This is a genomic window from Labrys sp. KB_33_2 (genome assembly GCF_052114505.1).
Classification (GTDB): Bacteria; Pseudomonadota; Alphaproteobacteria; order Rhizobiales; family Labraceae; genus Labrys.
Genome location: NZ_JBFREW010000003.1, coordinates 372,646 through 397,396 on the forward strand (window position 1 = coordinate 372,646; position 24,751 = coordinate 397,396).

25 protein-coding genes are annotated in these 24,751 nt (G+C 65.0%); 8 read left to right on the top strand and 17 right to left on the bottom strand.

From position 1 onward, the window contains the following. Nucleotides 1-60 precede the first annotated feature (60 nt). From AB4037_RS07250 to AB4037_RS07260, 3 genes are all read left to right on the top strand, one after another. Complete coding sequence (locus tag AB4037_RS07250; protein ID WP_441771038.1) at nt 61-1,404, top strand: acetyl-CoA hydrolase/transferase family protein; 1,344 nt, start codon at nt 61-63, stop codon at nt 1,402-1,404. A 163-nt stretch (nt 1,405-1,567) separates the two neighbouring features. Continuing rightward, complete coding sequence (locus AB4037_RS07255) at nt 1,568-2,032, top strand: YbaK/EbsC family protein (RefSeq protein ID WP_434958501.1); 465 nt, start codon at nt 1,568-1,570, stop codon at nt 2,030-2,032. Nucleotides 2,033-2,036: 4 nt separating this feature from the next. Next, nucleotides 2,037-3,128 carry a Gfo/Idh/MocA family protein gene (locus tag AB4037_RS07260; RefSeq protein WP_441771039.1) on the top strand — a complete coding sequence of 364 codons (1,092 nt, stop codon included), beginning with the start codon at nt 2,037-2,039 and terminating at the stop codon, nt 3,126-3,128. Between the two features lie 19 nt (nt 3,129-3,147). On the opposite strand, the gene AB4037_RS07265 is transcribed toward AB4037_RS07260, so the two are convergent. After that, nucleotides 3,148-3,555 carry a DUF2000 family protein gene (locus tag AB4037_RS07265; protein WP_441771040.1) on the bottom strand — a complete coding sequence of 136 codons (408 nt, stop codon included), beginning with the start codon at nt 3,553-3,555 and terminating at the stop codon, nt 3,148-3,150. Between the two features lie 2 nt (nt 3,556-3,557). Between AB4037_RS07265 and AB4037_RS07270 the strand changes: the two genes are divergently transcribed. Further along, nucleotides 3,558-4,484: a helix-turn-helix domain-containing protein gene (locus tag AB4037_RS07270; protein WP_441771041.1), complete on the top strand. Its 927-nt coding sequence runs from the start codon at nt 3,558-3,560 to the stop codon at nt 4,482-4,484. A 228-nt stretch (nt 4,485-4,712) separates the two neighbouring features. On the opposite strand, the gene AB4037_RS07275 is transcribed toward AB4037_RS07270, so the two are convergent. From AB4037_RS07275 to AB4037_RS07315, 9 genes are all read right to left on the bottom strand, one after another. Then, complete coding sequence (locus AB4037_RS07275) at nt 4,713-6,221, bottom strand: amidohydrolase family protein (RefSeq protein WP_441771042.1); 1,509 nt, start codon at nt 6,219-6,221, stop codon at nt 4,713-4,715. Further along, a complete protein-coding gene (locus AB4037_RS07280) occupies nt 6,218-6,646 on the bottom strand; it encodes a VOC family protein (protein WP_441771043.1) in 429 nt (142 codons plus the stop codon). Before AB4037_RS07280 ends, AB4037_RS07275 begins: the two co-directional genes overlap by 4 nt. Before the next feature lie 2 nt (nt 6,647-6,648). Continuing rightward, nucleotides 6,649-7,542, bottom strand: a complete 894-nt coding sequence (locus tag AB4037_RS07285) for an ABC transporter permease (RefSeq protein ID WP_434958495.1) — start codon at nt 7,540-7,542, stop codon at nt 6,649-6,651. Beyond that, the gene (locus tag AB4037_RS07290; protein ID WP_441771044.1) at nt 7,539-8,588 is read right to left on the bottom strand and encodes an ABC transporter permease; all 1,050 of its coding nucleotides are present in this window, start codon (nt 8,586-8,588) and stop codon (nt 7,539-7,541) included. Before AB4037_RS07290 ends, AB4037_RS07285 begins: the two co-directional genes overlap by 4 nt. After that, nucleotides 8,585-10,150, bottom strand: coding sequence for an ABC transporter ATP-binding protein (locus AB4037_RS07295; RefSeq protein ID WP_441771045.1), 1,566 nt, complete (start codon nt 10,148-10,150; stop codon nt 8,585-8,587). The genes AB4037_RS07290 and AB4037_RS07295 overlap by 4 nt, the downstream gene beginning before the upstream one ends. A 114-nt stretch (nt 10,151-10,264) precedes the next feature. Continuing rightward, on the bottom strand, nt 10,265-11,317 hold the full coding sequence (locus AB4037_RS07300) for a BMP family ABC transporter substrate-binding protein (protein ID WP_441771046.1): 1,053 nt from the start codon (nt 11,315-11,317) through the stop codon (nt 10,265-10,267). A gap of 74 nt (nt 11,318-11,391) precedes the next feature. Continuing rightward, nucleotides 11,392-11,721 (bottom strand): NIPSNAP family protein, encoded by a 330-nt coding sequence (locus tag AB4037_RS07305; protein WP_311937788.1) that lies wholly within the window; start codon nt 11,719-11,721, stop codon nt 11,392-11,394. A 16-nt stretch (nt 11,722-11,737) separates the two neighbouring features. Next, a complete protein-coding gene (locus AB4037_RS07310; RefSeq protein WP_441771047.1) occupies nt 11,738-13,366 on the bottom strand; it encodes a GMC family oxidoreductase in 1,629 nt (542 codons plus the stop codon). A gap of 4 nt (nt 13,367-13,370) precedes the next feature. After that, on the bottom strand, nt 13,371-14,210 hold the full coding sequence (locus tag AB4037_RS07315) for a uracil-DNA glycosylase (RefSeq protein WP_441771048.1): 840 nt from the start codon (nt 14,208-14,210) through the stop codon (nt 13,371-13,373). 161 nt (nt 14,211-14,371) lie between these two features. Between AB4037_RS07315 and AB4037_RS07320 the strand changes: the two genes are divergently transcribed. Beyond that, entirely contained in the window at nt 14,372-15,037 is a 666-nt protein-coding gene (locus tag AB4037_RS07320) for a TetR family transcriptional regulator C-terminal domain-containing protein (protein WP_441771049.1), read from the top strand. Nucleotides 15,038-15,123: 86 nt separating this feature from the next. Here AB4037_RS07320 and AB4037_RS07325 read toward each other — a convergent pair whose 3' ends face one another. After that, nucleotides 15,124-15,405: an HU family DNA-binding protein gene (locus tag AB4037_RS07325; RefSeq protein WP_068297566.1), complete on the bottom strand. Its 282-nt coding sequence runs from the start codon at nt 15,403-15,405 to the stop codon at nt 15,124-15,126. A gap of 432 nt (nt 15,406-15,837) precedes the next feature. Here AB4037_RS07325 and AB4037_RS07330 point away from each other — a divergent pair, with 432 nt between their 5' ends. After that, nucleotides 15,838-16,386 (top strand): methylated-DNA--[protein]-cysteine S-methyltransferase, encoded by a 549-nt coding sequence (locus AB4037_RS07330; RefSeq protein ID WP_434958488.1) that lies wholly within the window; start codon nt 15,838-15,840, stop codon nt 16,384-16,386. Between the two features lie 63 nt (nt 16,387-16,449). On the opposite strand, the gene AB4037_RS07335 is transcribed toward AB4037_RS07330, so the two are convergent. Next, nucleotides 16,450-17,001, bottom strand: a complete 552-nt coding sequence (locus AB4037_RS07335) for a TetR/AcrR family transcriptional regulator (RefSeq protein WP_441771050.1) — start codon at nt 16,999-17,001, stop codon at nt 16,450-16,452. A gap of 94 nt (nt 17,002-17,095) precedes the next feature. On the opposite strand from AB4037_RS07335, the gene AB4037_RS07340 reads away from it, so the two are divergent. Then, nucleotides 17,096-17,884 (top strand): SDR family NAD(P)-dependent oxidoreductase, encoded by a 789-nt coding sequence (locus AB4037_RS07340; protein WP_441771051.1) that lies wholly within the window; start codon nt 17,096-17,098, stop codon nt 17,882-17,884. A gap of 11 nt (nt 17,885-17,895) precedes the next feature. Here the strand turns inward: AB4037_RS07340 and AB4037_RS07345 are convergent, their stop codons facing one another. The 5 genes from AB4037_RS07345 to AB4037_RS07365 all read right to left on the bottom strand — a co-directional run bounded on the left by AB4037_RS07345 (nt 17,896) and on the right by AB4037_RS07365 (nt 23,356). Then, complete coding sequence (locus AB4037_RS07345) at nt 17,896-19,116, bottom strand: enolase C-terminal domain-like protein (protein ID WP_441771052.1); 1,221 nt, start codon at nt 19,114-19,116, stop codon at nt 17,896-17,898. A gap of 158 nt (nt 19,117-19,274) precedes the next feature. Continuing rightward, on the bottom strand, nt 19,275-20,108 hold the full coding sequence (locus AB4037_RS07350) for a carbohydrate ABC transporter permease (RefSeq protein WP_441771053.1): 834 nt from the start codon (nt 20,106-20,108) through the stop codon (nt 19,275-19,277). Between the two features lie 17 nt (nt 20,109-20,125). Then, complete coding sequence (locus AB4037_RS07355) at nt 20,126-21,004, bottom strand: carbohydrate ABC transporter permease (protein ID WP_441771054.1); 879 nt, start codon at nt 21,002-21,004, stop codon at nt 20,126-20,128. A gap of 268 nt (nt 21,005-21,272) precedes the next feature. After that, a complete protein-coding gene (locus AB4037_RS07360) occupies nt 21,273-22,556 on the bottom strand; it encodes an ABC transporter substrate-binding protein (RefSeq protein ID WP_441771055.1) in 1,284 nt (427 codons plus the stop codon). A gap of 125 nt (nt 22,557-22,681) precedes the next feature. Then, nucleotides 22,682-23,356: a GntR family transcriptional regulator gene (locus tag AB4037_RS07365; protein WP_434958481.1), complete on the bottom strand. Its 675-nt coding sequence runs from the start codon at nt 23,354-23,356 to the stop codon at nt 22,682-22,684. Between the two features lie 254 nt (nt 23,357-23,610). Between AB4037_RS07365 and AB4037_RS07370 the strand changes: the two genes are divergently transcribed. Further along, entirely contained in the window at nt 23,611-24,720 is a 1,110-nt protein-coding gene (locus AB4037_RS07370) for a hypothetical protein (RefSeq protein WP_441771056.1), read from the top strand. Nucleotides 24,721-24,751 lie beyond the last annotated feature (31 nt).

Below are 24,751 nucleotides of genomic sequence, written 5' to 3' on the forward strand. Positions count from 1 at the left end.
GGTCGTCAGGGAAGCTGCCGCAAAGGGCGCAAAGCGCCGTCACGATTGGGAGGAAGCGCCATGACCATTGGCCTTCGGGGCAAGCAGGCGACCAAGATCACGGCGGCCGAGGCGGCGGCGCGGGTCAAGCCGGGCATGTGGCTCGACTATGGATTCGGGCTGACCCAGCCAGATGCCTTCGAGGTGGCCCTCGCTGCCCGGCGCGACGAACTCCATGACGTCAAGATCCGCCACTGCCTCACCATGCGGGCGCGCGCCACCCAGGAATGCGATCCCAATGGCGAGCATTTCGGCTGGTTCAACTGGCACTTCTCCGGCTATGACCGCAAGCAGCACGATGCCGGACGCTGCAACTACATTCCGATGAATTTCGGCGAGGCGCCGGACTTCTATCGCCGCTTCATCGATCCCGTGGACATTGTCGTGATCAAGACGGCACCGATGGATGCGGAGGGCTATTTCAACTTCGGCGGCGGCGCTACCTATGTCGAGGCCATCCTCGAACGGGCCCGTACCGTTGTCGTCGAGGTCAACGAGGATACGCCCTATGTCTTTGGCGAGGGCAACCGCATCCATGTCAGCGCAGTCGACCACATCATCGAGGGTGACGGCCAGAAGGCACCGGAGATCGGTAATCCCGAGCCGAGCGAGATCGACCGGGCAGTCGCAGCCCGCATCGTCGCGGAGATCGACGACGGCGCCTGCCTGCAGATCGGCATCGGCGGCATGCCCAACGCCGTCTGCACCATCCTCAAGGACAGCGGCATCCATGATCTCGGCATCCATACCGAGATGATGACTGACGGCATCGTCTCGCTCTATGACGCCGGCCTGGTGACCGGTGCGCGCAAGAATATCGACCGGGGCTGCTCGGCCTTCACCTTCGCGGCTGGTTCGCGCCGCCAATATGAAGCGATCGACCGCAACCCCGATTTCAAATCCTACCCGGTCGACTACACCAATTTGCCGCACAATATCGCGCAGAACGACCATGTGGTGTCGATCAACAATACCACGCAGATGGACCTGCAGGGCCAGGCTGCCTCCGAGAGCGATGGCCATCGCCATATCTCGGGCACCGGCGGCCAGCTCCAATTCGTGCGCGGTGCCTATGCCTCCAAGGGCGGCAAGTCGTTCCTGTGCATGTCCTCGACCTTCGACAAGCGTGGCGATCGCCGCAGCCGCATCGTGCTCAATCTGACGCCGGGTAATGTGGTCACCACGCCGCGGACGGACGTGATGTATGTCGTCACCGAATATGGCATGGTCAATCTGAAGGGGCGTTCGGTGGCCGAGCGGGCCAAGGCCCTGATCGGCCTCGCCCATCCCGATTTTCGCGAGGGGCTGGAACGCGAGGCCCGCGAGAACGGCCTGATTCCGCGCTTCTGCTACGCGCTGTCCTGATTGGTATCCCTGGGATCGCAGGCGTCTCGCCTGCCTCTGTCTTTCCTAAGCGCGGCGCTTCCAAAAGCAGGCGAGACGCCTGCGATCCCAGGACAACCATGCTTCGCTTGGCACCCTCGCCGGCCTGCCCTAACCTTCCCGGCTTTCGGATGAGGACGATTTCATGACGCAAGCCATTGACCGGGTCCGCCAGGCCCTGCTGCAGGCCGGGCATCCCGACACTATCGCGATGTTCGCCGAGGGCACCCATACCGCGGCCGAGGCTGCCGCTTCCGTGGGCTGCAGTGTGGCGCAGATTGCCAAGTCGATCATCTTCCGCTCGGGCGAGATGCCGATCCTGGTGGTCGCGTCAGGCATCAACCGCATCGACCGCGCCAAGGTCGGCGCCGCCCTCGGCCGCAAGGTCGAGCGGGCCGATCCGGCCTGGGTCGAAGCCACCACCGGCTTTGCGGTGGGCGGCGTGGCGCCGGTAGGGCATCTCGCGCCGGCCCTCATTTTGATCGACGAGGACCTGCTTGCCCTCGATCCTGTCTGGGCAGCGGCGGGGTCGCCGACCCATGCCTTCCGCACCACGCCGGCCGAACTCGTGCGGGTGACCGGCGGTTCGGTGGCGAATGTGAAGGCTTGAGGCGATGACCGATCCTGCCGGGCCTTTCAGCCCCGATGTCGAGATCCGCACGCGTGATTATCGCATCGGCTGCATCGGCGCCGGCATGATCATGGCCGACGTGCAGCTCGCCGCCTATCGCGAGGCCGGCTTTCCCGTGGTCGCCATCGCCTCGCGCACCCGGGAGAAGGCGGCGGCCGTCGCTGGGCGCTACGCCATCCCAACCGTGCACGACACGCCCGAGACGCTGATCGCGGACGAAAGAGTTGAGATTCTCGACATCGCCTTTCCGCCGGACCAGCAGCCAGCCCTGATCCGGCGGGCGCTGGCCGCGCCCCATATTCGCGGTATCCTTGCCCAGAAACCCTTCGCGCTGACTCTTGAGGAGGCTCGCCGCCTGCGCGACGAGGCCGATGCCGCCGGCAAGATCCTGTCGGTCAACCAGAACATGCGCTTCGACCAGGCGATGCGGGTGCTGCGGCAGATTCTCGATCGCGGCGAGCTGGGAAGTCCGGTCTTCGCCACCATCGAGATGCGCGCCATCCCGCATTGGCAGGGTTTCCTGGCGGATTACGACCGGCTGACCCTCGCCAATATGAGCGTGCATCACCTCGACGTGCTGCGCTTCCTGTTCGGCGAGCCTAGCGAAATCTATACCGCCGCCCGCCCCGATCCGCGCACCCGTTTCGAGCACACCGACGGCATCACGGTTTCCACGCTGAAATTCCCGTCCGGCCTGCTAGCAGTCTCCATGGAGGACGTCTGGTCGGGGCCGCGGCAGGAGGGCTTCGATTCCGACGTCTACATCAAGTGGCGGGTCGAGGGCACCGACGGCGTGGCGCAGGGCACCATCGGCTGGCCGGATGGTACGCCCTCCACCCTGCGTTATGCCTCGATGACGGCGACCGGCGGGCGCTGGGTCAGCCCGAGCTGGACGAGCAAATGGTTTCCGCAGGCCTTCATCGGCGTGATGGAGCAATTGCAATATGCGGTGAAGACGGCGACCACCCCCCAGCTCTCGGCCGGCGACAATGTCCGCACCATGGCGCTGGTGGAGGCCGGATACCGCTCGCTCGCCGAAAACCGTCCGGTCAGGCTGGACGAGTTCGAGGTTTGAGCATTCGAATCACCCTGCCCTAGGGGTGCATTTTCGCGCCCTTGACGATCTTGTCGACGACCTTCTTGTCGGCCCGGAGCGCGATACCGACCACCTTGGCATCGTCGACGGCGTAATCGGCGAAGACGGCGCGATTGGCGGCATCGTGACCGGTCTTGAACATCTCCTCGATATAGAGCGAGGTCCTGATGCCCCGGTCGAGCGAGCGGCGGTGGATCGCGCTCATCGTTTCCGCGTCGGCCGCCAGCACGATCGCCGGCTGCACCGACAGGGCATTGTAGAAGCGCCCGGCGCGATCACGATAGGCCTCGCCGATCATGTCGGGTGTCTGGGCGATGATGCCGCTGGTGAGGAAGGCGGTGACGTTGAGTGCCTGCCAGGAGGCAAGATCGTCTCGCAACACGATGGCAAACTTGGTATCGAACATGAATGACGACTTTCGAGTCAGAATCTCCGGAGGCCGAGCCCCTAGCCGGAACCACGCCGTCAGCCCTAGGGCAGCAGGCCTTCCAGGGTCTTGAACGTTCGTGCGGCGACAGCGTCCGCACCGCGCCGCCGCTGCCCGGTATCGAGCGCATGGAAGCCTGGTTCCACGGCAATGCCTTCGAACTCCACCGCCACGATACCTATGCCGTCGGCGTCACCCTCGACGGTATCCAGAGCTTCCGTTACCGCGGCGTATCGCGCGCCAGCCTGCCAGGGCAGGTGCTAGTGCTGCATCCCGATGAGCTGCATGATGGCGGCGCCGGCACCGAAGAGGGATTGCACTACCGCATCCTTTATCTGGAACCCTCGCTCCTGATGCGGGGGCTCGGCGACGGCGCGGTGTCGCTGCCTTTCCTGCGCCAGCCGGTTTTCAGCGATCCGGCGCTACGCGAGGATATTCTCGGCTTGCTCGGCCCGCTCGACCGCGGGCTGGAACAGCTTGCCGCTGACGATCTCATTGCCCGCCTGGCACAGGGGCTCGCTCGCCACGCCGGCCAACCGCTCAAGCCTCTCGGCAGCCTGGCCTGGCGGCAGGTCGACCGGGTGCGCGACTATCTCGAGGCCCATGCTCTCGAGGCGGTACGTTCGGAGGAACTGGAGGAGATCGCGGGGCTCGATCGCTACGCCCTGTCACGGCATTTCCGGGCGGCTTTCGCCACCAGTCCGCACCGCTTCCTGCTGATGCGGCGCCTGGGCCAGGCCCGCGCCCTGATTGCGTCAGGCGAATCGCTCGCCGAGGTCGCCGCCGCCACCGGCTTTGCCGATCAGAGCCACCTCACACGCCATTTCAAGAAGGCCTATGGGGTGACCCCGGGGCGTTGGGCCGGCCTGGTCGAGACGGGGCGGCGGTCAGGCCCAGTGGCCGCTTGACCAGACGGCTTCCGGCTATCGATGTATCACGCCGCTCGCAGCGGGCTTTGGCGGACCTGGAGAGGTGAGTCCGTCATCCCCGGCCGAGCCGCTCGCGAGCAAAGCGAGAGAGGGCGAGGGGAAGGGGATCCAGGGCTGGAGGGCTCAACTTATGGCCCCTGGATCCCCTTCCCTCGGCCTATGGCCTCGCCGGGAATGACGGTCAGGCTTCAATGGAAGTGGTATCGCTCACCCCCGCGTTCCGGCATATCTGTCCATGCCGACATCCAGGGCCGTGGCGCGCTGATGCATCTGCTCGAAATAGGGATGGAAGATGGCGTTGCGGGCTTCGATCTCGGCATGACCAGCCAGGAAAGCCGGCATGGCCTCGCGGATCTCGGCCAGGACGGCTTCCTCGTCGATACGGGTCAACAGGCCCTGTTCCACCACGATCTCACCCTCGACCATCACGCGTTCGATCGAAGCGCCGTTCTCGGCATAGACCAACTGCCTGACGATGTCGTTGAGCGGCGTGAAGGCGAGGCTGTCGAGCCGAAGCATGATCAGGTCGGCGCGCTTGCCGACTTCGAGGGAGCCGGTGAGCTCTCCCAGAAGGGCCGTACGCGCGCCGCCCAGCGTGGCGGCGTTGAGGATTTCCCGGGCGGAGACCCAGCGTTCATGATCGGGGCCGGTGGCACTTTGTACCAGGGCCGCCGTACGCATGACGTCGAAGATGCGCGCGCTGTCGTTCGATGAGACGCCGTCCGTGCCAAGGCCGATGGTGACGCCGGCATTGATGAGGCGGCGGAGCGGCGCGATGCCGGCACCGAGCTTCAGATTGGAGACGGCATTGTGAGCCACCGAGCAGCCCGCCGCGCCCATCAGGGCGATATCGTTCTCGTCGACCCAGACCGAATGGGCAATGGTGATGCCGGAATGGAGCAGGCCGAGATCGTGCAGGTAGCGGATCAGGCTCTTGCCATGCAGGAGTTCGCCGGTCACCGCCTGGGTCTTGGTTTCCAGGATGTGGGTATGGAAGGGCACGCGCCATTGCTGGGCCAGCTCGTTACAGGCCAGCATCAGCTCGGGCGTGCAGCGCTGGGGCGCGGAGGGAGCGATCATGAAGCGCAGCCGTCCGGCCCTGTCCTGGAAGGCCGCCAGGGCGGAGCGGCAATAGTCGACATAGGCGGCAGCGGTGATCGGCGGGCCGAAATCGAGTTTCGCCTGCAGGTCTGCCGGCATGATCTGCCGGCCATAGGTAACGGCATCGAGCGGGTGGATATTCATCACCGCGCTGGAGACATTGGCGCGGATGCCGGCATCCTCATAGGCACGGAACACGGTGCCGAGCCGGTCGAGATCGTGACGGGGCGGGTCGAAGAAATCGTCGCACAGCAGGGTGACGCCGCCCTTCAGCGATTCCATCGCGAGCAGCAGCGTGCGCAGATAGAGCAGGCGCGGCGACAGCAGCGGGCCCATCAGCAGCGGATAGGCATAGAGCAGCCATAATTCCAGCGGCAGGCGTTCATAACGCCCCCGGAAGAAGGTTTCGCCGGAATGGGTGTGGGCGTTGACGAGGCCCGGCATCACCAGCCGGCCGCGCCCGTCGATCAGCCTCGCGCCGGGGTGGTCGCCGAGATCAGGGCCGATGGCGGCGATGCAGTTGCCCTCGACCAGGATATCGCCCGCGAAGGGCGTGCTGCCATGCTCGCCGCCCATGGCAAGGATGGTGGCGTTGCGGATCAGGACCCTGCTCATGCCAGTTTCCCCGGCGCACCGCCGTCGAGCCAGGCATAGAGCTCCCAGACCTCTCCATCCGGGCCGGCGAAATAGCAGCAGCGCGCATTCCAGGCATAATCGGCTGGGGGTCTTTCGAAGGCCACGCCCTTGGCGGCGAGCTCGGCGTGGCAGGCATCCAGTTCGGCCGGCGAGGACATCAGCACGGCGATCAGCACATTGTGATGGCCCGAACCGCGCTCGGCCGACAGGCCGGCATGATGGCTGATATGGCCGATGTCCCATAGGGCCAGTGTGAGCCCGGCGCCGTTGAAATCGGCGAAACCAGGAGCGCGGTGCTTCAGGGTGAAGCCGAGCCTGTCGGTGTAGAAGGCGATCGAGCGTTCGATGTCCGCGGTGAGGATGCAGATATCGCTGATCGCGTGGCGTTGGGCAAAGGCCGTCATTGTCAGTAATCCCGTAATTCGCCGCCGGTCGCGGCTGCCTTGACGCCGCCGCGCAGCTGCCCGCTGATCCACACGCCCAGCACGGTGGCCAGATAGGGCAGTGCGAGCAGGAGATCGCGCGGCACCTTGTCGCCGAAGACGAGCTGGGCCCGGATGCCGAGGGCATCGACGACGGAAAAGAACAGCGCGGCCAGGGCCGAGCCGATGGGATGTCCGCCGCCGAAGATCACCGAGGCAAAGCCCATGAAGCCGCGGCCGGCCGTCATGTTGATGCTGAAGAGCTGGAGCGTGCCGAGCGCCAGTTCGGCACCACCGAGGGCGCAGAGCACGCCGCCGCCCATCAGGGCGATCAGGCGCATGCGGGCCGGCGCCACGCCCACGCTGCGGGCGGCGAAGGGATGTTCGCCGCAGGCCGTCAATTGCAGGCCGAAGCGGGTGCGCCGCACGATGACCCAGAGCGCCAGCACCACGAAGGGCATGGCGATCACCAGCACGGAGAGCACCCCGAAGGGGCCGAAGGCCTCGCCGAGCCGGGGCAGTCCCCGGCCGGCCATCACCGAGGCCTGGCTGCCATAAATGGCCTGGACGGCGAGATCCGTGCCGCCGAGCCCGAGGCCGGTGAGGCCGAGGCCGGCGATGATGGGATGGGCGCGCAGCTTCTCGACCACGAACCACAGCAGCATCGAGCCGAGCACGCAGACCACGATGGCAAGGCCGAGGCCGAAGGCGACCGAGCCGGATTTGGCGGTACCGACGGCAGCGGCGCAGGCGCCCGCGATCATCAGCCCTTCCAGGCCGAGATTCCAGATGCCGGCCCGCTGGGCCAGCATGCCGGCCATGGCCACATAGATCAGCGGCGTGCCCGAGCGCAGGATGGCAATGAGGATGTCGCTCATGGCTGGGTCCTCCGCGCCGGCAGGCGCCGCTTGATGAAGCCGGGCAGCAGCCAGGTGCGCGCCGTGATGAACAGGGCGATGGCGGCGTTGATCACGTCGATGGCGGCGGCCGGCAGGCCGGCGATCACCGGCAGATAGAGGCTGGCGGCGGCAAGGCCGCCGAAGAACAGCGAGACGATGGCCGCGCCGGCCACGGAGAGCCCCGCGACCAGGGCGATCAGGATCGCGGTGAAGCCATGGCCGGGCAGGAAGCCGCTGACCAGGCGGCCATTGGGACCGAGCAGCTCGATCGAGCCGGCGAGGCCCGCCAGCGCGCCGCTGATCAGGAAGGCCGACAGCCCAAGGCGGGAGAGCCGGGCGCCCTGCCACGCGATCATCACCGCATTGCGGCCGGCGAGGCTGGAGAGCACGCCATAAGCGGTGCGGTTCACCAGGAGCCAGACCAGCACCAGAACCAGCACGGACAGCGCGATCATGGTGGGCGAGACGCCGGCCGAGGTGGCGATGCGGTAGGCTGAGGCGACGGGCCGGCTTGCCGTGACCTGTCCGGTGCCGGAGGGATCCTTCAGCGGGCCGGAGGTGACATAGACCAGGAGCAGGCCGGCCATGAAATTGCCCATCAGCGTGGTGATCACCTCATCGGTGCCGTAGCGCAGCCTGAGGAAGCCGGGCCAGGCCGCCCACAGGGCGCCCGCCAGCATGCCGGCCAGCATGGCCGATGGCACCACCAACAATGCGGGTGCCCCGTTGAGCAATTCGACGGCGGTCGCAGCTCCGATGGCGCCGAGGTAGAACTGGCCCTGCGCGCCGACGTTGAAATAGCCGCAGCGAAAGCAGACCAGCACGCCGGCGGCGGTGATCACCAGCGGCAGGGCCCAGCGCAGACTCTTCATCAGCGCATTGGGTGAGGTGAAGGCGCCGTCGGCGATGCTGCGGAACATCTCCGGAGCCGAGTAGCCGGCAAATTCGAACACGATGCCGCACAAGCCCAGTGCCAGGGCTACGAAACTGACGGCGCGCAGGATGGAAAGGAGGCGGGCGGTCATGCGGCTTCCTCCAGGGCGACGTCGCCGACCATGGCCTGTCCCACGGCCGCTATCTCGAAGGGGGCGGTGAACTCGGCGACGATGCGGCCGGAGAACATCACGACCACCCGGTCGGCGATGTCGAAGAGCTCGTCGAGATCCGAAGAGATCAGCAGCACGCCGCAGCCCTGGTCGCGGCAGGCTCTCAGAGCGCGCCAGACGAAGGCGGTAGCGCCGATGTCGAGGCCACGGGTGGGCTGGGCCGCGATTACCAGCCGCGCCGTCTCGTCGATCTCGCGGGCGAGGATGACCTTCTGGGCATTGCCTCCCGAGAGCGAGCCGGCCGGTTGGGTCGTGGTGGAGAAACGGACGTCCCACCCGTGCAGGCTGGCCTGGCAGGCCTTCCTCAGCCGCGCGGGAGCAATGAAGGAAAGGATGCGTCCCAGCAGCAGGTTGCGGGCGGCCCAGTTCTCCCAGAGCGAGCTGGTCAGGCTCAGCCCCTCGCTGTTGCGGTCGAAGGGAATGATGCGCAGGCCGGCGGCGCGGCGCTCGAGCACGGGGCGCCTGGTGACATCCAGCCCATCGAGCGCAATGGTGCCACGCTCCAGGCCGACAAGCCCGGCGAGGGCACGGACCAGAGTTTGCTGGCCGTTGCCCTCGACACCGGCAATGCCGACGATCTCGCCGGCGCGGATGGCGAGATCGGCCCGCTCGAGCGGACGCCCTTCACCGTCGGGACGGGTGGTGACGGCCTTCATCTCAAGGATGGGGGCGCCGGTGGATGGCTTCATGTCGTGGGCGGGAGGTGCGTTGGCGCCCTCGCCGACGAGAGCGGCCTTGTCCGCCTTGTCGAGGCCGGCGGCGGTACCGATGATCGAGTTGGCGAGGCGGGTGGCATCGATCTCGCTCACGGGCACGCAGGCCTCGATCAGGCGCCCGCCGCGCAGGACGCTGACCGTCTCGGCGATACCGAGCACCTCGCGGATCTTGTGCAGGATGAGGATGATGGTGACGCCGCGCTCGCGCAGGCCACGCAGCCGTTCGAACAGGGTCTCGATACCCGAGGGCGAGAGCACGGCGGTCGGCTCGTCCAGGATGAGGATACGGGCATCAGTCACCAAAGCGCGGGCGATCTCGACCGCCTGGCGGGTCTCCACCGGCAGGTCGCGGATGCGGGCGCGTGGATCGACCTTCACACCGAGGCCTTCGAGATGGGCGGCCCAGCGGGCGCGCAGAGCCTTGGCGGAGAACAACGCCCCCCGCCCTTGCGCGCCGAATTCCATGGCCTCGGCGACGGTGAAGGAGGGCGGCAGGGCGAAGCTTTGGTGCACGAGCTCGACCCCGGCGGCACGGGCGGCATTGACCTTGCCGAGCGGTACGGGTTGTCCCCCGATCAGCAATTGCCCGGAGGAAGGCCTGACGATGCCGGCGCAGACCCGGGCAAAGGTCGTCTTGCCGGCGCCGTTCTGCCCGACGACGGCATGGATGCGGCCGGCCTCGAAGCCCAGGCTCACCTGCCTGAGCGCCGCAACCTCGCCGAAGAGGACACTGACATCGCCGCATTCGAGGGCGTGCTGGGGCATGGTGGTCTTCCCGGATGCGCGGGCCATCGGGCCGCAACCTGTCGGATGGAGCACTGCGCCTCGTCACCGCCAGAGGCAAGCCGGCGCGCGACGAGGAGGAGAAGGCAGGGGGCTCTAGAGCGCGGTGTTGAGCGGCACCTTGAGCGTTCCGGCGATGATCTCCTTCTTTGCCTTCTCGATGTCGGGCCAGATCTCCTTGGCCTTGGCAACGAGATCGGCCGGGCCTTCCTTGAGGAAGGTGTCGGAGAGCTCAAAGTCGATCACGCCGGTATCGATGCCGGTGGCGACGTGATGTCCCTTCCAGCCCTCGATCAGCGCCTTGCTGACTTCCTGATAGAGCGACAGGCCGAAATCGAGCTTGACGATGGCGGCCACCGCCTTGGGGCCGAGCTTGTACTGCTCTCTGGAGATGGCGCTGACCAGGCGGCCGGGCGCTTCGGTGGCGGCCTGGATGATGCCGGTATCCGTGGCGGCTGAGTCGGTCTGGATATAGTCGACGCCGGACTGGAACAACTGATTGGCGATCTCATGACCCTTGGCGGGATCCTGGAACGAGCCGGCGAAGGCCCCGGTGAACTTGATGTTGGGGCCGATCACAGCGGCCGCGGCCTTGAGGGCGTTGAGATCGGCGATCTGGCCGGGAATGCTGGCGCCGCCGATATAGCCGATCGCGCCGGTCTTGGAGATGCGGCTGCCGAACAGGCCCGAGAGATAGCAGCCCAGATAATAGTCATAGGCCACCGTCACCACATTCGGGATCGCAGGCTCGAATGGGTCGGCGTAGAGCTGCACGAATTTGGTGTTGGGATATTCGGGCGCCACGGCCTTGAAGGGCTCGGCGACCTCGTTGAAGGTCGAGACGACCACGCTGGCGCCGGCATCGCCGAGGCTGCGGAAGATCGATTCATAGGTCGCGGCGTCCTGCGCATAGATGATGCGGGTGGCAAAGCCCTTTTCGCCGGCCAGTTTCTTCAGCGACGCGATCATGCCGTCGACCGGGCCGTTGTCGCCCGCCGCCTGGGTATGGACCAGTGCCACCAGGCCTTCGGCGGCCCGGGCCTGGCTCGACAGCAGGCCGAAGGCCGCCACGCCTGCGGTGCCGATGAGGAATTGGCGGCGTGATGCCGAATACCGGAACAGGCCTGAAACGGAGGGAGTCTTCGTCATCTGTCAGTTCCCTTTTTTGGTTTGGATGGTGTTGATTTTTGTTGTTCTCCGGGGAGCTTCAGCGCCCCGGGCCGTCAGGCCGCCGGCAAGGGCGGGCAGATCGAGGTCGGCTTGAGCATCTTGACCTCCTGCGAGATCATGGCGTCCAGGCCCCAGACCTCGCCGATGAACTTTGTCCAGGCCGGATCCGCGGCCATGGCGGCGCGCCGTGTCTCGCGATCGCCCAGGCCCTGATAGGCCCACATCATCACGATCTGGTGCAGCGGGCCGATCTCGCTGACCCATAGGCCCATGAAGGTGCCCAGATGCTTCTTCTGGATCGGCAGGCCTTCGGTCTCGTATTTCTTCAGCCAGCGGTCGAGCTGGCCCGGCTTGAAGCTGTAGGTGCGCTGTTCGATGATCATGGCCGCCGTGCCTCCGTCATGGTTTGGCGTCGAGGATGAAATCGGCAGCCCGTTCGCCGATCATGATGGTCGGCGCGTTGGTGTTGCCGCTGGAAATGATCGGCATGATCGAGGCGTCCGCGACCCTCAGGCCCTCGACGCCATGGACCCTGAGCTCGGCATCGACGACGGCGTCGGCATCATTGCCCATCTTGCAGGTGCCGACCGGATGGAGGGTGGTCAGGGCCGAAGCCCGCAGCCATTCCAGCAACGCGTCGTCGCTGAGCGCGCCGGGCCCGGGCGCCAGTTCCTTGCCGCGATAGGGATCGAAGGCCGGTTGGGCGATGACCTCACGCATCATGCGGATGGCGGTGATCATGGTCTTGCGGTCGAATTCGGTGGCGAGGTAATTGGCTCGGATGCGGGGCGGCGCCGCCGGATCGGCGGAGCGCAGCGTGATGGTGCCCCGGCTCTCCGGATTGACCGGGCCGACGCGGATTGTGAAGCCGTGATTGGCCTCCACTGCCTGCTTGCGGAAGGGATTGGGCCAATGGAGATTGGCGGTCTTCTCCAGCGCCGGCATGAAATGGGCCTGGATGTCGGGCGCCACCAGGTCGGGCCGCGACTTCATGAAGGCGCCGGCCTCATAGGGAAAGGTGGTGGTGATGCCGGTGCCCAGCACCATGCCCTGTGCGACCGAGGCGATCAGCTTGTCGGCGCGCAAATCGCCATAGAGCGTCACCGGCTGCTTGCATTCATAGCTCAGGCAGCAATCGACATGGTCCTGCAAGTTTCGCCCCACGCCCGGCAGATCATTAAGTACGGCGATGCCATGCTTAGCCAGCTCATCAGCCGGGCCGATGCCGGAAAGCATCAGCAATTGCGGTGAGTTGACTGCTCCGCCGCACAAAATCACTTCCCGTCTGGCCCGCACGGTGCACGGCCGCCCACCCTGCGTGAACAGGACGCCGTTAGCGCGCCCGTTCTCCACGAGGATGCGCTGGCTGAGCGCGTTCACCTCTACCGTGAGATTGGGCCGGTCGAGCACCGGTCGCAGGAAGGCATGGGAAGTCGACCAGCGCTTGCCTTTGCGGATGGTGAAATCGTAGCGCCCGAAGCCTTCCTGTTCGGCCCCGTTGAAATCATCATTGCGGGGATAGCCCGCCTGCACGCCGGCCTCGATGAAGACATCGAACAACCCGTTGCGGCCGCGGGCACGGCAGACGGTGAGGGCGCCCTCGGTACCATGGAAGCTGCCATTGCGTTCGACATGGGTTTCGGAGCGACGAAAAGCGGGAAGAACCTCGTCATAAGACCAGCCCGGCAGGCCCATCTGCGCCCAGCGGTCATAGTCATGGGCGTTGCCGCGCACATAGATCATGCCGTTGATGGTGGAGGTGCCGCCAAGCGCCTTGCCGCGCGGCCAATAGAGCGTGCGGTTGTTGAGATGGGGCTCGGGCTCGGTGCGGTAATTCCAGTTGTAGAGGCCGGAATTGAAGAGCTTGCCCATCAGCATGGGTAGGCGGAACAGGGGATTGCGGTCGCGTCCGCCCGCTTCGAGCAGCAGCACGCGGTTGCCGGGATCCGCGGACAGGCGATTGGCGACGACGCAGCCTGCCGAACCGGCGCCGATGATCACATAGTCGTATTCGGCATCGTTACGCATGGCCTTACCAGTCGATCGGGGCAGCGCCGAGCGCCTTGAGACGCTCATTGCCGAGAATGAAGGGATTGGGCAGGCCGAGCACCGCGTCGCCCCGGGCCGGATGCTCGCGCAGGATGCAGTCGTCGCCCTCCATGATGCCGGCCGCCCGGAGGGTCTGCGCCGCCGCCTCGCCAAAGCCGAGGAAGATCACTTTCTGTCCGGAACCGGCGAGATGGCGCAACACCGCCAGCATCAGCGGCCGCCACAGCGGTAGGTGGCCCCGGCTCTGATGCGGATCGATGGAGACCTGGAAGCGGCTGAGGGTTAGCGAGGCGTTGAGCAGCAGGGCACCGCTGGCAACCCAGCGATCGGCGACGGCATTGGCCGGCTCGAGTGCGACGGCGCCGGCCTCGATGGCGGAGCGCAGGCGCGGCCAATCGGCGATGCTGCCAGTCCAGCTGCCCTCACCGGTGCGGGCGGCGACGATCATCTGCATCACCGTGCGGATGGAGACCGAGAACATCTTCTCCAGCTCGCGCCATTCGGCGACATTGCCGGCCTCGAAGGCGCGGCCGGTCGAAAAGTCGGGGCTCGGATACGGATCCTGGCCGAGCACCACGCAGTGCACCTGGTGGGGGTCGAGACCGTCGAAGGCGCGCAGCATATGCGCGCCCTTGGGTTGCCCGGGAAAGAGGCGCCCCTTGCGTACGGGGAAGACCGGTTCCCACGGCTCCAGCGTCAGGCCGGCATCCATGTCGGCGAAGCCCAGTTCGACCGGGCCGAGGATGTCGCGCCAGGCGGGCGGCAGATCGGCCTGCCAGCCATCCAGCACGTCCCGCATGACTTCGCGCAATGATGTCGACATCGCCGCTGCATCCCCCTCGTTGCATGAAGGATAGTCAAAACCTGACCAAAACGTCAAGTTATGAGTTGAAAAAATCTGACGTTTCGGTCAGGTTTTGACATTGGGTTCCGATACCGGCATTTCCGGAGCACGGACGCATCTCGAGAGTGCGGGAGGACAAGGTGGCGACGACCAGCGCAAAGAAGGCGCGCAAGGATGGCTCGGACAACGAGGAACGCATCCGGGCCCGCAACGAGGCGGCGATCCTGGCCGCTGCTATCGACCTGTTCGCCCGCAAGGGTTTCGACGGGACGCGGATCGCCGAGGTCGCCGAACATTCAGGATTGCCCAAGGCGAACGTCTATTACTACTTCCCGGCCAAGGAGGATATTTACCGTGCCTTGATCGGCCGGCTGATCGCCAGCTGGGATACGGCGCTTGAGGAACTGCAGCCCGGGCGCGATCCGGCCGAAGCCATCATGGCCTATATCCGGGCCAAGCTCGATTATTCACGCCGCTTCGCCGCCCAGTCCAAGCTGTTCGCCAACGAGATTCTCAGCGGTGCGAAATTTCTCGACAAGGCGGCCCGCAGCCACGTGCAGCAGGCGACCCGCGCCAAGGCGGCCGTGGTCGAAGGCTGGGTCGCTGCCGGCAGGATGGCGCCGATCGCCATTCCGCATTTCTTCATCATGCTGTGGAGCACGACACAATTCTACGCCGATTTCGAGGTGCTGGCCTGCGATGCCATGGAAGTCAGCCGGCTGACCAAGAAGGATTTCGAGGCGGCCGCGCTCGCCATCGGCGATATCGTTCTGCGCGGCTGCGGCCTTGCAATGCCACCTGCCTGAGATCGAAATAGTATGCGCAAAATAAAACGGGACGGTGTCTAGCTGACACCGTCCCGTGTTTGAAACGGGGCTTGCGGCCCGCGAAATCAGCCGTTCACGGCATCCTTGAGCGCCTTGGCAGGCTGGAAGACCACCTTCTTGGAAGCGGCGATCTTGATCGTGGCGCCGGTGGAAGGGTTGCGGCCTTCGCGTGCGGGCTTGGCCTGCACCTTGAACTTACCGAAGCCGTTCAGGGAGACTTCCTCACCCTTGACAGCCGCCTCGGTGATCCCTTTCAGAACGTCCTCGACAGCTGCCTTAGCGGCAGTCTTAGTCAGGCCATGAGCGGCGGCAATACGGTCGGCAAGATCGCTGGTGCTGACGGGCATGATGTTATCCTTTCGATGATTCGTCCGATGGCGTTATCGCATGACCGGTTCGATATCGCCATCGCATGTACACCGGAAACGCACGGAAATCCTGCTTTTTCAACGGATATGAACGGATTTTCTCGCGCCCAGCTCTTGTTTGGAGCGGTTTGAGTTTGCAAACGCCTGTTTGGCGATGCCGTTTGGTAAAGTAAGCACCCGGCCGGCGATGCGATGAAAATGCCTTGCGCTTTGACGGACCCCGCCAGGGATTGCAAAGATGCCTTGGAGATCAGTGGGTTAGAATAAGGAAGCATTTTTGCCGGCCTACGCTTTGCTCCAGGGGACAGCACCGGACTGGCGGACTATACTTGCCGACCATAGATATCGGGTGGAAGCGCGGGACTTTTTGCGGTGATATCGCGGCAAGTTCAATCACAGGGAGACGAAGCGATGACTTCCCCCCATTTTGCCTTGTTCGACACCGAAATCGGCACTTGCGCCCTCGCTTGGGGCGATAAGGGCCTGGTCAGTGTGCAACTGCCATCCCACAGTCCGACGGGCCTGCGGGCGCGCATGCTGCGCTCCCTGCCGGGTGCGATCGAGGCCGAACCGCCGGCGCTGGTTCGCCAGGCCATCGCGGCCATCCAAGCCCTGCTGGCGGGAGAGACAGCCGATCTCGGCTTCATCGAGCTCGACATGACGGCAGTGCCGGAATTCAATCGCCGGGTCTATGCCGTGGCGCGGGGCATCCCTCCCGGCTCCACCATGACCTATGGCGAGATCGCCAAGCAATTGGGCGATCCCCTGTTGGCGCGCGACGTCGGCCAGGCCATGGGGCAGAACCCCTTCACCATCGTGATGCCCTGTCACCGGGTGATGGCGGCCGGTGGCAAGTTCGGCGGCTTTTCGGCCTATGGCGGCGTGGAGACCAAGCGCCGGCTGCTCGAGATCGAGGGCGCCCTGCCAAAGCCGGAACCCACCTTGTTCGGCTGGGCCTGAGCCAGGAGGGATCGGGCCGCATGGACGAGCGCCGGCGGCTTGGTGAGGGAAAGCCAGGCGTCGTTACGAACCGGCTACCTGCCGAAGCGTCGCCTTCAGGATCTCGTCGGAAAGGGCGGGATCGTCGGCGATGCGGGCCAGAACCACGGCGCCGACCATGGCGGCCCACCCGGCGATCGCCGCGCTACGCCGTTCTTGCGGCGTTTCGCCCGGGGCGGTCGCGCTGAAATCCTCGATCTGCTCACGCAAGGAACGGGTCAGCACGGCACGGATATCCTGCGATCCACGCACAGCTTCTGTGCCGAGCGCGGCAAAGGGGCAGCCCTCGGCACGCGCATCGCGATGCGTCCGGCTGAGATAGGTCGTAGCATAGTCGGCCATCGTCCGGCCCGGAGGCTTGGCCGCCTCCGGCTGAAACAGCACATGAGCGAGCGCCTGGGCGATCAGATCCTCCTTCGACTTGAAGTGACCATAAAAGCCGCCATGCGTCAGACCTGCGGCCGCCATGATTTGCGCAACGCTCACGCCGTCCAACCCCTTCTCCCGATAGAGGCGCGCAGCCGCATCCAGGATGCGGTGGCGATGCTCAGCGACCTGTTCGCGGCTGACTTTCATGACGGGCTCTCCTGTCTCGCTTGACTTTATACATGATGTCTATCATGAATGCACTATATATGATGATCATCATGAATAGGAACGGAGAGATGTCATGACCCAAACACGACCCACGGTTCTCATCACCGGTGCCTCCACCGGCATCGGCGCAACCTATGCCGAACGCTTCGCCCGGCGCGGCCACGACCTTGTGCTGGTGGCGCGGGACGAGGCGCGATTGAACGCGCTTGCCGACCGCCTTCGCCAGGAGAACGGCGTGGCCGTCGACATCCTCAGGGCGGATCTGACGGCCGCCGAGGATCTGGCGCGCGTCGAGGCGCGGCTGCGCGAGGACGCCAAGATCGGCATCCTGATCAACAACGCCGGCGCGGCCGCCCATGGCGGGTTTGCCGACCAGGATCCGGATGCGCTGGAGAGGCTCATCCGTCTCAACGTGACGGCACTGACGCGGCTGGCCGGTGCGGTGACGCCCCGGTTCCTGGCGGCGGGAACGGGTGCCATCGTCAACATCGCCTCGGTGGTGGCGCTGGCGCCGGAATTCGGCCTGGGTGTCTACGCAGCGACCAAGGCTTTCGTGCTGACCTTGTCGCAGAGCCTGCAGGTGGAGCTCGGCCCGCGCGGCCTCTATGTCCAGGCCGTGCTGCCGGCTGCGACCCGCACCGAAATCTGGGAGCGCTCCGGCCGCGATGTGAACACGCTGGAAGGCGTGATGGACGTCGGCGAACTGGTCGACGCCGCGTTGGTCGGCTTCGACAGGCGGGAAAGCGTCACCATTCCGCCCTTGCCGGATGCGGGGCAGTGGGAGGCCTTCGATGCCGCCCGCCGCGCCATGCTGCCGAACTTCCGGCAGGAGCACGCAGCCGAGCGCTATCGGTCGGCCTGACCGGATTCCCTTTATTTTTGGGGAGTGGCGAAGCGCTGCTCGGGCAGGATCGAATACCAGCCCGGGCGGCCGGGGTCGCGGTCATAGGTATAGCCGCCGACCTCACGGTAGTACTCGGCATAGTGGGCGAGCTTGTCGCGATCGAGCTCGACGCCGAGGCCCGGTCCCTGCGGCAGGGCGATGGCCCCATCGACATAGCGCAGCGGCCCGCCGACGATGATGTCGTCGGTGAGATGATGGTAATGCGCATCGGCGGCGAAGGAGAGGTTCGGTAGCGCCGCGCCCAGATGCAGCATCGAGGCAAGCTGGATGCCGAGTTCGCCCGAGGAATGCACGGCGGCGCCGTACTGGAAGGTCTCCAGCACCGTGCCGGCCTTGTGCGCCTGGCGCAGGCCGCCCCAGAAGGTGGTGTCGAGCAGCACGACATCCACCGCTTCCAGGCGCAGATTGGCGGCGAGCTGCTCGAAATTCACCACCACCGTGTTGGTGGCGGTGGGGATGCGGACGAGGCCTCGCAACCGGCGCATGCCTTCGAGGCCCCAGGTCGGATCCTCGAAATAGTCGTTGTTGAGATGCTCGATCGCTCGCCCGACCCGGACCGCTTCCTCCACCGACCAGGCAGCATTGGGATCGAGGCGCAGCCGATCGTTCGGGAAGGCAGCGCCTAGGGCGCGGAAGGTTTCGATGTCGTGCTCCGGCGGGAAGAGACCGCCCTTCAACTTGTGGCTGGTGAAGCCATGCCGGGCCTTGAGTTCGCGGGCATGGGCGACGATCTCGTCCGGGCTGGTCTCGCCGCCTTGGCCGGTTTCTTCATGCGGATAGCGATAGAAAAGATAGCTGGCAAAAGGAATCGTCTCGCGTATGGCGCCGCCTATGAGGTCGCAGGCCCGGATGCCGAGTTTCTTGCCGGCGGCATCCATGCAGGCCATTTCGATGGCGGCGTGGAGTTGCATGCGGTTGTTGTAGAGCGAGGCGGTGGGATTCATGATCTTCCAGCGCAGCTGCTCGAGCTGCAGCGGATCATGGCCCTCGAGATAGGGTAGGAGGGCGCGCACCGCTGCCTCGGCCGACTCGCCGCCGCCGCCCATCTCGCCGAGCCCGATAATGCCTTCGTCGGTGATCACTTCCACGATGGTGCGGATGAAGCGCCCCCAATGCGCGCCCGCGGCATGGCGCAGCGGCGCTTCGAGCGGCACGGCGACGGTGGTGGCCTTAAGGTCGACGATCTTCATCGCACTATCCGGTTGCAGGAAGAGAAAAGGGAGAAATGACGCATCAGCTCGCGGTTCCCAGAAGCAAAGCGCGTTTTAGCGAAAACGCACTTTTGCTCTGGCTCTTTGTTCGAACGCGTCTTTGCGATTCTTGGTGATTCGGTCAGCATCGCAAAACGCTATAGAGCGAGGCCGCGCACGAAGTGCTTCTGCAGTATGAGGAACAAGAGGAAGGTCGGCAGCGAGACGATCAGGGTGGCGGTGATGATGGTGGGTGCGTCGGCCTGGCCGTAGAGGCTCTGCATGCCGAGCAGGGCGACCTGAACGGGGCGGGCATCGGGTGAACGCACCAGGATCATGCCGAAGAGCAGGTCGTTCCACACCCAGGTGAACTGCACCAGCGTCAGCATCAGGAAGGGCGCCTTGGCGAGCGGCATCATGATTTTCCAGAACACCTTCCAGCTCGAGGCACCGTCCATTTCGGCCGCTTCCTGGATGTCCCAGGGCACGGTGAGGAAGAAGCCACGCATTACGAAGGTGGCGAAGGGGATGCAGATCGCGGTGTAGAAGGCGAACAGCCCGATCTTGGTGTCGTAGATGCCGAGGGCGATATAGCTCTTGAACAGCGGGATCAGATACATCTGCAGCGGGAAGATCGTGCCCGAATAGATGAACAGGAACCAGCCCAGGCCCCGCGGCAGCTTCAGCCTGACGATGCCATAGGCGGCGAGGGCGGCGAGCAGCACGGCCGTGAGGGAACTCGCCGCGCCATAGAGCAGCGAGTTGATAAAGCCGCTCTGGATACCCTGTGCCCAGGCATTGGCGATGTTGTTGAGGAGGTTGAAGCTGGTCGGCAGCTTCAGTGGGCCACGGGTGTAATCGGTGGCCGTCTTGAGCGTGTTCATCAAGAGGAAGGCCATTGGCGAGAGCCAGACCAGCGTCGCCGCCAGCATGGCGCCCGAAAGGATGGTTTTCCTGCGATCGCCGGATTGCGCCACGCTTGCACGTTCCATGGCTATACGCTCCATGACTAAACCTGGCTTTCGCGCGCGAGCATGTTGCGCAGATAGAGATAGGAGAACACCAGCGAGAGGGCGGAGATCACCACGGCGACGGCCGAGGCGTAGCCCATCTTGAAGTTGGCGAAACCCTCCTTGTACATGGTCACCGCCAGGGTTTCGGACATGCGGGCCGGGCCGCCGCCGGTCATCACCCAGATGGTGTCGAACACCTTGAACGAGTTGATCACCGCCAGGAGGGAGGCGATCACCACGTAGGGCATCAGCATGGGGATGATGATCTTGGTGGCGAGCACGAAGCCGGCGGCACCGTCGAGGGTGGCTGCTTCCACCGGTTCCTTGGGCAACCCCTGCAGGCCGACCAGGAAGATCATCACGTTCAGCCCGGTCGCCTGCCAGGTATAGGCACCGATCATCGCATAGGTGTTGTAAGGCTGGACATAAAGCCAGTTCACCTTGAGTGCCCCCAGGCCGATGGTGTCCAGGAGGATGTTGAGGGCGCCCTGGTCGCGCAGCACGAAGCCGAAGACGATGCCGGCAGCGGAGGCCGAGATGGTGGCGGGAATGTAGATGCAGATCTGCATCAGCTTCGCCCCCTTCAGCCCTGAAATGGCATAGGCGAAGAAGAAGCCGAGCCCGACCGGCAAAACCACGCCCAGCACCATCCATTTCAGCGTGTTGACGAAGGGGCGGGTGAAATTGGCATCCGTCACCAGCTTGAAGAAGTTCTGCAGGCCGATGAAACGCGGCGCGGTCATGCCGTTCCAGTCGGTGAAGGCGAGCAGGGTGGTGTAGAGCATCGGCAGGATCAGGAAGACGCCCACCATCAGCGCCGCCGGGGCGACATAGAGATAGGCTTCGCGCTGCTTGTGGTCGGACAGGGGGGGCATGGGAGAGCCGAGTGCTGGGGTTCAGGATAAGGCGCCATTCTCCTTCCCCACGAAGCTGGGGAAGGTGTCGTTGCAAAACAACGACGGAAGGGGTGTGGCGGGCAGCGCGTGGAACATGCCGAGCTGACACGACGGTCGAGCAGGCATGCCAAGGCCCACCGCGCCCGCCGCCCCCCTCCGACCCGACTTCGTCGGACCACCTCCCCCAGCTTCGTGGGGGAGGCGAACTGAGCCTCATTCTGCGAGCGTCGTGGAGAAGTGCCGTCTCTCACGGCTTGGGATGCGCCGCCCAGTAATCGTCGGCGATCTTCTGCAGGTTCTGCATCACCTCCGGCGCGGAATTCGGGTCGAGCACGAATTTGGAGATCTCGTCGACGGCCGCTTCGGCGATCGGCGAGGGCGTGGTTTCCCAATAGCGGCCGAGCAGCTTGTAGTTGCCCTTGACGACCGCATCGTTCAGCTTCGCCACCTCCTTGTCATCCGGCAGCTTGGCATCGCTATTGGCGACGAGGAAACCGGTGAGGTCGGCCCAGCGCTGCTCGCCTTCCTTGCTCATCCAATGGGCGGCGGCCTTCACGGCGGTCTCATGCGTGTCGGAATTCTTCGACACCAGCAGCGGCCCCGCCTCGAAGATCACGCTGGGCGGCAGGCTGGCATTTCTGTTGGGCAGCACGAACAGGCCCCAATCGCGTCCCTCGATCGTGCCAGCCTTGGTGACGGTGTCGGCAAACCAGGTGCCGACCAGCATGTGAACGACTTTTCCCTGGGCGAAGGAATTGTTCATGCTGTCGCCGGTGGTGAAGCCGAAGGGCGAGGTGCCGTCATCCATCCAGCCCTTGGCCATCCAGTCCTTCCAGGTGGCGAAGGCGGCGGCGACCTGCGGCTCGGTATATTTGGCCTTGCCGGCCATCAGCTTCACATAGAAATCCGGATCGGATCGCACCAGGAACTCGGAAAACCAGATGAAGGCCGGCCAGCGTCCCTCGATGGTCTGGCCGATCGGGATCTTGTTGGCAGCCTTGATCTTGGCGAGGTTGCCCTCCAGTTCTTCCCAGGTCTTGGGAACCTCGAGGCCGAGTTCCTTGTAGACGTTCTTGTTATAGAACATCGCCCAATAGGCGACATTGTTGGGCACGGCATAGATCTTGCCATCGAAGCTGAAGGCATCGGCCACTTCCTGCTTGACCTTGCCTTCGGCCAGCAGAGGCTTCCAGATCGCCGTCAGGTCCTCCAGCAGGCCTGCTTCCACCAGGTCCTTCATGCGGTAGCCGGACCACCAGGTGAACATGCCCGGCGCCGAGGTGGTCGGCAGGGCGGCTCGGACGGCGGCCTGGTAATTGGTGGTGTCGCCGAAAGGCGTGACCTGCCAGCTCGCAGTAGGGTCGTCCTTGCCATAGGCCTCGAAATTGGCCTGCCAGCCAGCCTTGTCATGCGAGACCGTCAGCTGCGGCTTGTCGGCGGCGTGGGTCGCCGAGGCCAACAATCCCGCGGCGAGCAGGCCGGCGACGGCCGCCAGGCAGATTCCCCCTGATCGAGCCCTGGGCCCGCTCAAGGGGAATCTGCAAGATGCCAGAAATTGGCGGAGCTTCGTGACGATCATGGGTTCCCTCCTGCTTGCGGTCGTTGCCGAAGCTTTGGTTTTGTCGTTAGGGCGGCCGCCTTTCCGGCGGCTCTGGTTCAAGGCGTGCGCGCGACGAAACTGTCGAGCGCCTGCAGGATCGTGCGCAGATGGTTGCGCATCGCGATGGCTGCGGCGTCCTGGTCGCCGGCGGCGAGGCCGGCAAGGATGTCGCGATGTTCTGCGATGATGGCGTCCGACCGGTTCGGCCAGTTCACGGTGACGAAGCGCAGGCGGTTGAGATGGGCCTTCATGTCCTCCAGCTCGTCAGCGGCGGCGAGGCAATCGACCGTTGCGAAGATGCGGCGATGGAAGGCTTCATCCAATTCGTAGAAACGGCGCAAATCCTTGCGGCCGGCGGCGAATTCCTGCTCGTCCACGATGCCGGCCAGAGCGTCGAGGTCGGCCTGATTCGCCGCCTGGCAGGCCCTGCGGCTGACTTCCACCTCGACGACCTCGCGAATGAGCTGGGCAGCCTTGACCTTTTCCACCCGGATCGGCGCAACGACCGTACCGCTCTGCGGAAAGATCTCGACCAGGCCGAGATTGGCAAGACGCAGCAGGGCTTCGCGCACCGGCGTGCGGGACACGGAAAGGCTGGCGGCGATCTCCGCCTCGCGGATCGGCTGCTGGGGCCTGAGCACGCCAAGCACGATGTCGCTGCGCAACATCTCATAGACATTGGTAGCGGTGGAGCGCGGCCTCACATTCGCATGTCGCAGCGTGTCCAGCATGGCGGATAGCTCCGATGATCGGTTCCTGCGTGACGTCGATTAATATATTAGTGCATTTATATTGTTGCAAGCGCCTTCTTCGCCGGGGTTCGAAATCCTCCGGCGGGACAGAAGACAAGCGGCGAGGAGCGGCACTTTGCGGCAGCTTGCCGCCTGTTGCGTCTGGCCGCTTTTGGATCATACTGGCGGCAAGGGAAGTCTATCTTGTTGTTTTGACACGAATAAAAACAGCCGATTCAGGGGAGATGCAGTTCATGGCCGCCGATGAGGAGTTTGTCACGGTCGAGGCGCGCGGCATCCGCGTGACTCTGGATCTTGCGGTCGGGCATATCCGGGAACTCATGGTGGAACGGGACGGCCGTCAGGTCGCGCCCCTGCATCGTGCGCCCTGGTTGGAGGAGGCGCATGCCGCCGATACGCCGGCCCATCTCCGGCGCCTGTCGGGCGACTTTCTCTGCGCCCCGTTCGGCCTCAGCGATGTCGATGGTTCGCCGGCCCATGGCTGGCCGGCCAATTCGGCCTGGAAACCTGTCGAAATCCGCGCGATCGATGGTGGGCGCCAGGCTCGTTTCGAGCTGGAAAAACGGGTGATGGGCGCACGCGTCGTCAAGGAACTCACTGTTCGCGACGGCCATCCCTTCCTCTACCAGCGCCATCTGTTCCAGGGCGGGGATGGTGCCGTCTCGGTCGGCCTGCACATGATGGTGTCGCTGCCGCAGGGCGGACATCTGAGCTTTTCGCCCAAGCGGTTCGTCGAGACGCCAGCCGATCCGCAAGAGGCCGATCCGCTCAAGGGGCGCTCGGCGCTGGCTTATCCCGCGCGCTTCAGCGATCTCAAGAAGGCGCCGCTTGCCGATGGCGGCACGGCCAACCTCAGCTGCTACCCCTTCGATCGCAATCACGAGGATTGCGTGATGATGCCCGAGGCGCCTGGCCGGGAGCTCGCCTGGGGCGCCGCACTGCGGCACCACGAGGCGGATCTGGTACTGAGCCTAAAGCGGCCGGAAGATTTTCCCTCCACCCTTTTGTGGATGAGCAATGGGGGGCGCTATTACAGCCCCTGGAACAGCCGCCATCGCGGCGTGCTCGGCCTGGAGGAAGTGCGGACCTATCTGCTGGCGGGCCACAGGGCGTCGGTCGAACCGAATGACTATAGCGAGCAGGGCATCCCGACCTCGATCAGCCTGACGCCGTCGGGAGAGGTCGATCTGCGGCAGGCGATCGGCATCATGCCGGTGCCGCCGGGCTGGGACCGGGTGACGGAGGTGGAGGCGCGCGCAGACCGGCTGGCCGTGCTGTCCGACGTCGGCGAATTCAGCGTGCCCTACGATCCCGCCTTCGTGCTGCATCGCCAAGGCGTTTAGCGATTTGCCGGCATCGGCGAAAATTGCAAAG

Excerpts from the sequence above, each read along its gene's own strand:
- AB4037_RS07250 (WP_441771038.1), top strand. The coding sequence starts at position 61 with ATGACCATTGGCCTTCGGGGCAAGCAGGCGACCAAGATCACGGCGGCC.
- AB4037_RS07255 (WP_434958501.1), top strand. The coding sequence starts at position 1,568 with ATGACGCAAGCCATTGACCGGGTCCGCCAGGCCCTGCTGCAGGCCGGG.
- AB4037_RS07260 (WP_441771039.1), top strand. The coding sequence starts at position 2,037 with ATGACCGATCCTGCCGGGCCTTTCAGCCCCGATGTCGAGATCCGCACG.
- AB4037_RS07265 (WP_441771040.1), bottom strand. The coding sequence starts at position 3,555 with ATGTTCGATACCAAGTTTGCCATCGTGTTGCGAGACGATCTTGCCTCC.
- AB4037_RS07270 (WP_441771041.1), top strand. The coding sequence starts at position 3,558 with ATGACGACTTTCGAGTCAGAATCTCCGGAGGCCGAGCCCCTAGCCGGA.
- AB4037_RS07275 (WP_441771042.1), bottom strand. The coding sequence starts at position 6,221 with ATGAGCAGGGTCCTGATCCGCAACGCCACCATCCTTGCCATGGGCGGC.
- AB4037_RS07280 (WP_441771043.1), bottom strand. The coding sequence starts at position 6,646 with ATGACGGCCTTTGCCCAACGCCACGCGATCAGCGATATCTGCATCCTC.
- AB4037_RS07285 (WP_434958495.1), bottom strand. The coding sequence starts at position 7,542 with ATGAGCGACATCCTCATTGCCATCCTGCGCTCGGGCACGCCGCTGATC.
- AB4037_RS07290 (WP_441771044.1), bottom strand. The coding sequence starts at position 8,588 with ATGACCGCCCGCCTCCTTTCCATCCTGCGCGCCGTCAGTTTCGTAGCC.
- AB4037_RS07295 (WP_441771045.1), bottom strand. The coding sequence starts at position 10,150 with ATGCCCCAGCACGCCCTCGAATGCGGCGATGTCAGTGTCCTCTTCGGC.
- AB4037_RS07300 (WP_441771046.1), bottom strand. The coding sequence starts at position 11,317 with ATGACGAAGACTCCCTCCGTTTCAGGCCTGTTCCGGTATTCGGCATCA.
- AB4037_RS07305 (WP_311937788.1), bottom strand. The coding sequence starts at position 11,721 with ATGATCATCGAACAGCGCACCTACAGCTTCAAGCCGGGCCAGCTCGAC.
- AB4037_RS07310 (WP_441771047.1), bottom strand. The coding sequence starts at position 13,366 with ATGCGTAACGATGCCGAATACGACTATGTGATCATCGGCGCCGGTTCG.
- AB4037_RS07315 (WP_441771048.1), bottom strand. The coding sequence starts at position 14,210 with ATGTCGACATCATTGCGCGAAGTCATGCGGGACGTGCTGGATGGCTGG.
- AB4037_RS07325 (WP_068297566.1), bottom strand. The coding sequence starts at position 15,405 with ATGCCCGTCAGCACCAGCGATCTTGCCGACCGTATTGCCGCCGCTCAT.
- AB4037_RS07330 (WP_434958488.1), top strand. The coding sequence starts at position 15,838 with ATGACTTCCCCCCATTTTGCCTTGTTCGACACCGAAATCGGCACTTGC.
- AB4037_RS07335 (WP_441771050.1), bottom strand. The coding sequence starts at position 17,001 with ATGAAAGTCAGCCGCGAACAGGTCGCTGAGCATCGCCACCGCATCCTG.
- AB4037_RS07340 (WP_441771051.1), top strand. The coding sequence starts at position 17,096 with ATGACCCAAACACGACCCACGGTTCTCATCACCGGTGCCTCCACCGGC.
- AB4037_RS07345 (WP_441771052.1), bottom strand. The coding sequence starts at position 19,116 with ATGAAGATCGTCGACCTTAAGGCCACCACCGTCGCCGTGCCGCTCGAA.
- AB4037_RS07350 (WP_441771053.1), bottom strand. The coding sequence starts at position 20,108 with ATGGAACGTGCAAGCGTGGCGCAATCCGGCGATCGCAGGAAAACCATC.
- AB4037_RS07355 (WP_441771054.1), bottom strand. The coding sequence starts at position 21,004 with ATGCCCCCCCTGTCCGACCACAAGCAGCGCGAAGCCTATCTCTATGTC.
- AB4037_RS07365 (WP_434958481.1), bottom strand. The coding sequence starts at position 23,356 with ATGCTGGACACGCTGCGACATGCGAATGTGAGGCCGCGCTCCACCGCT.
- AB4037_RS07370 (WP_441771056.1), top strand. The coding sequence starts at position 23,611 with ATGGCCGCCGATGAGGAGTTTGTCACGGTCGAGGCGCGCGGCATCCGC.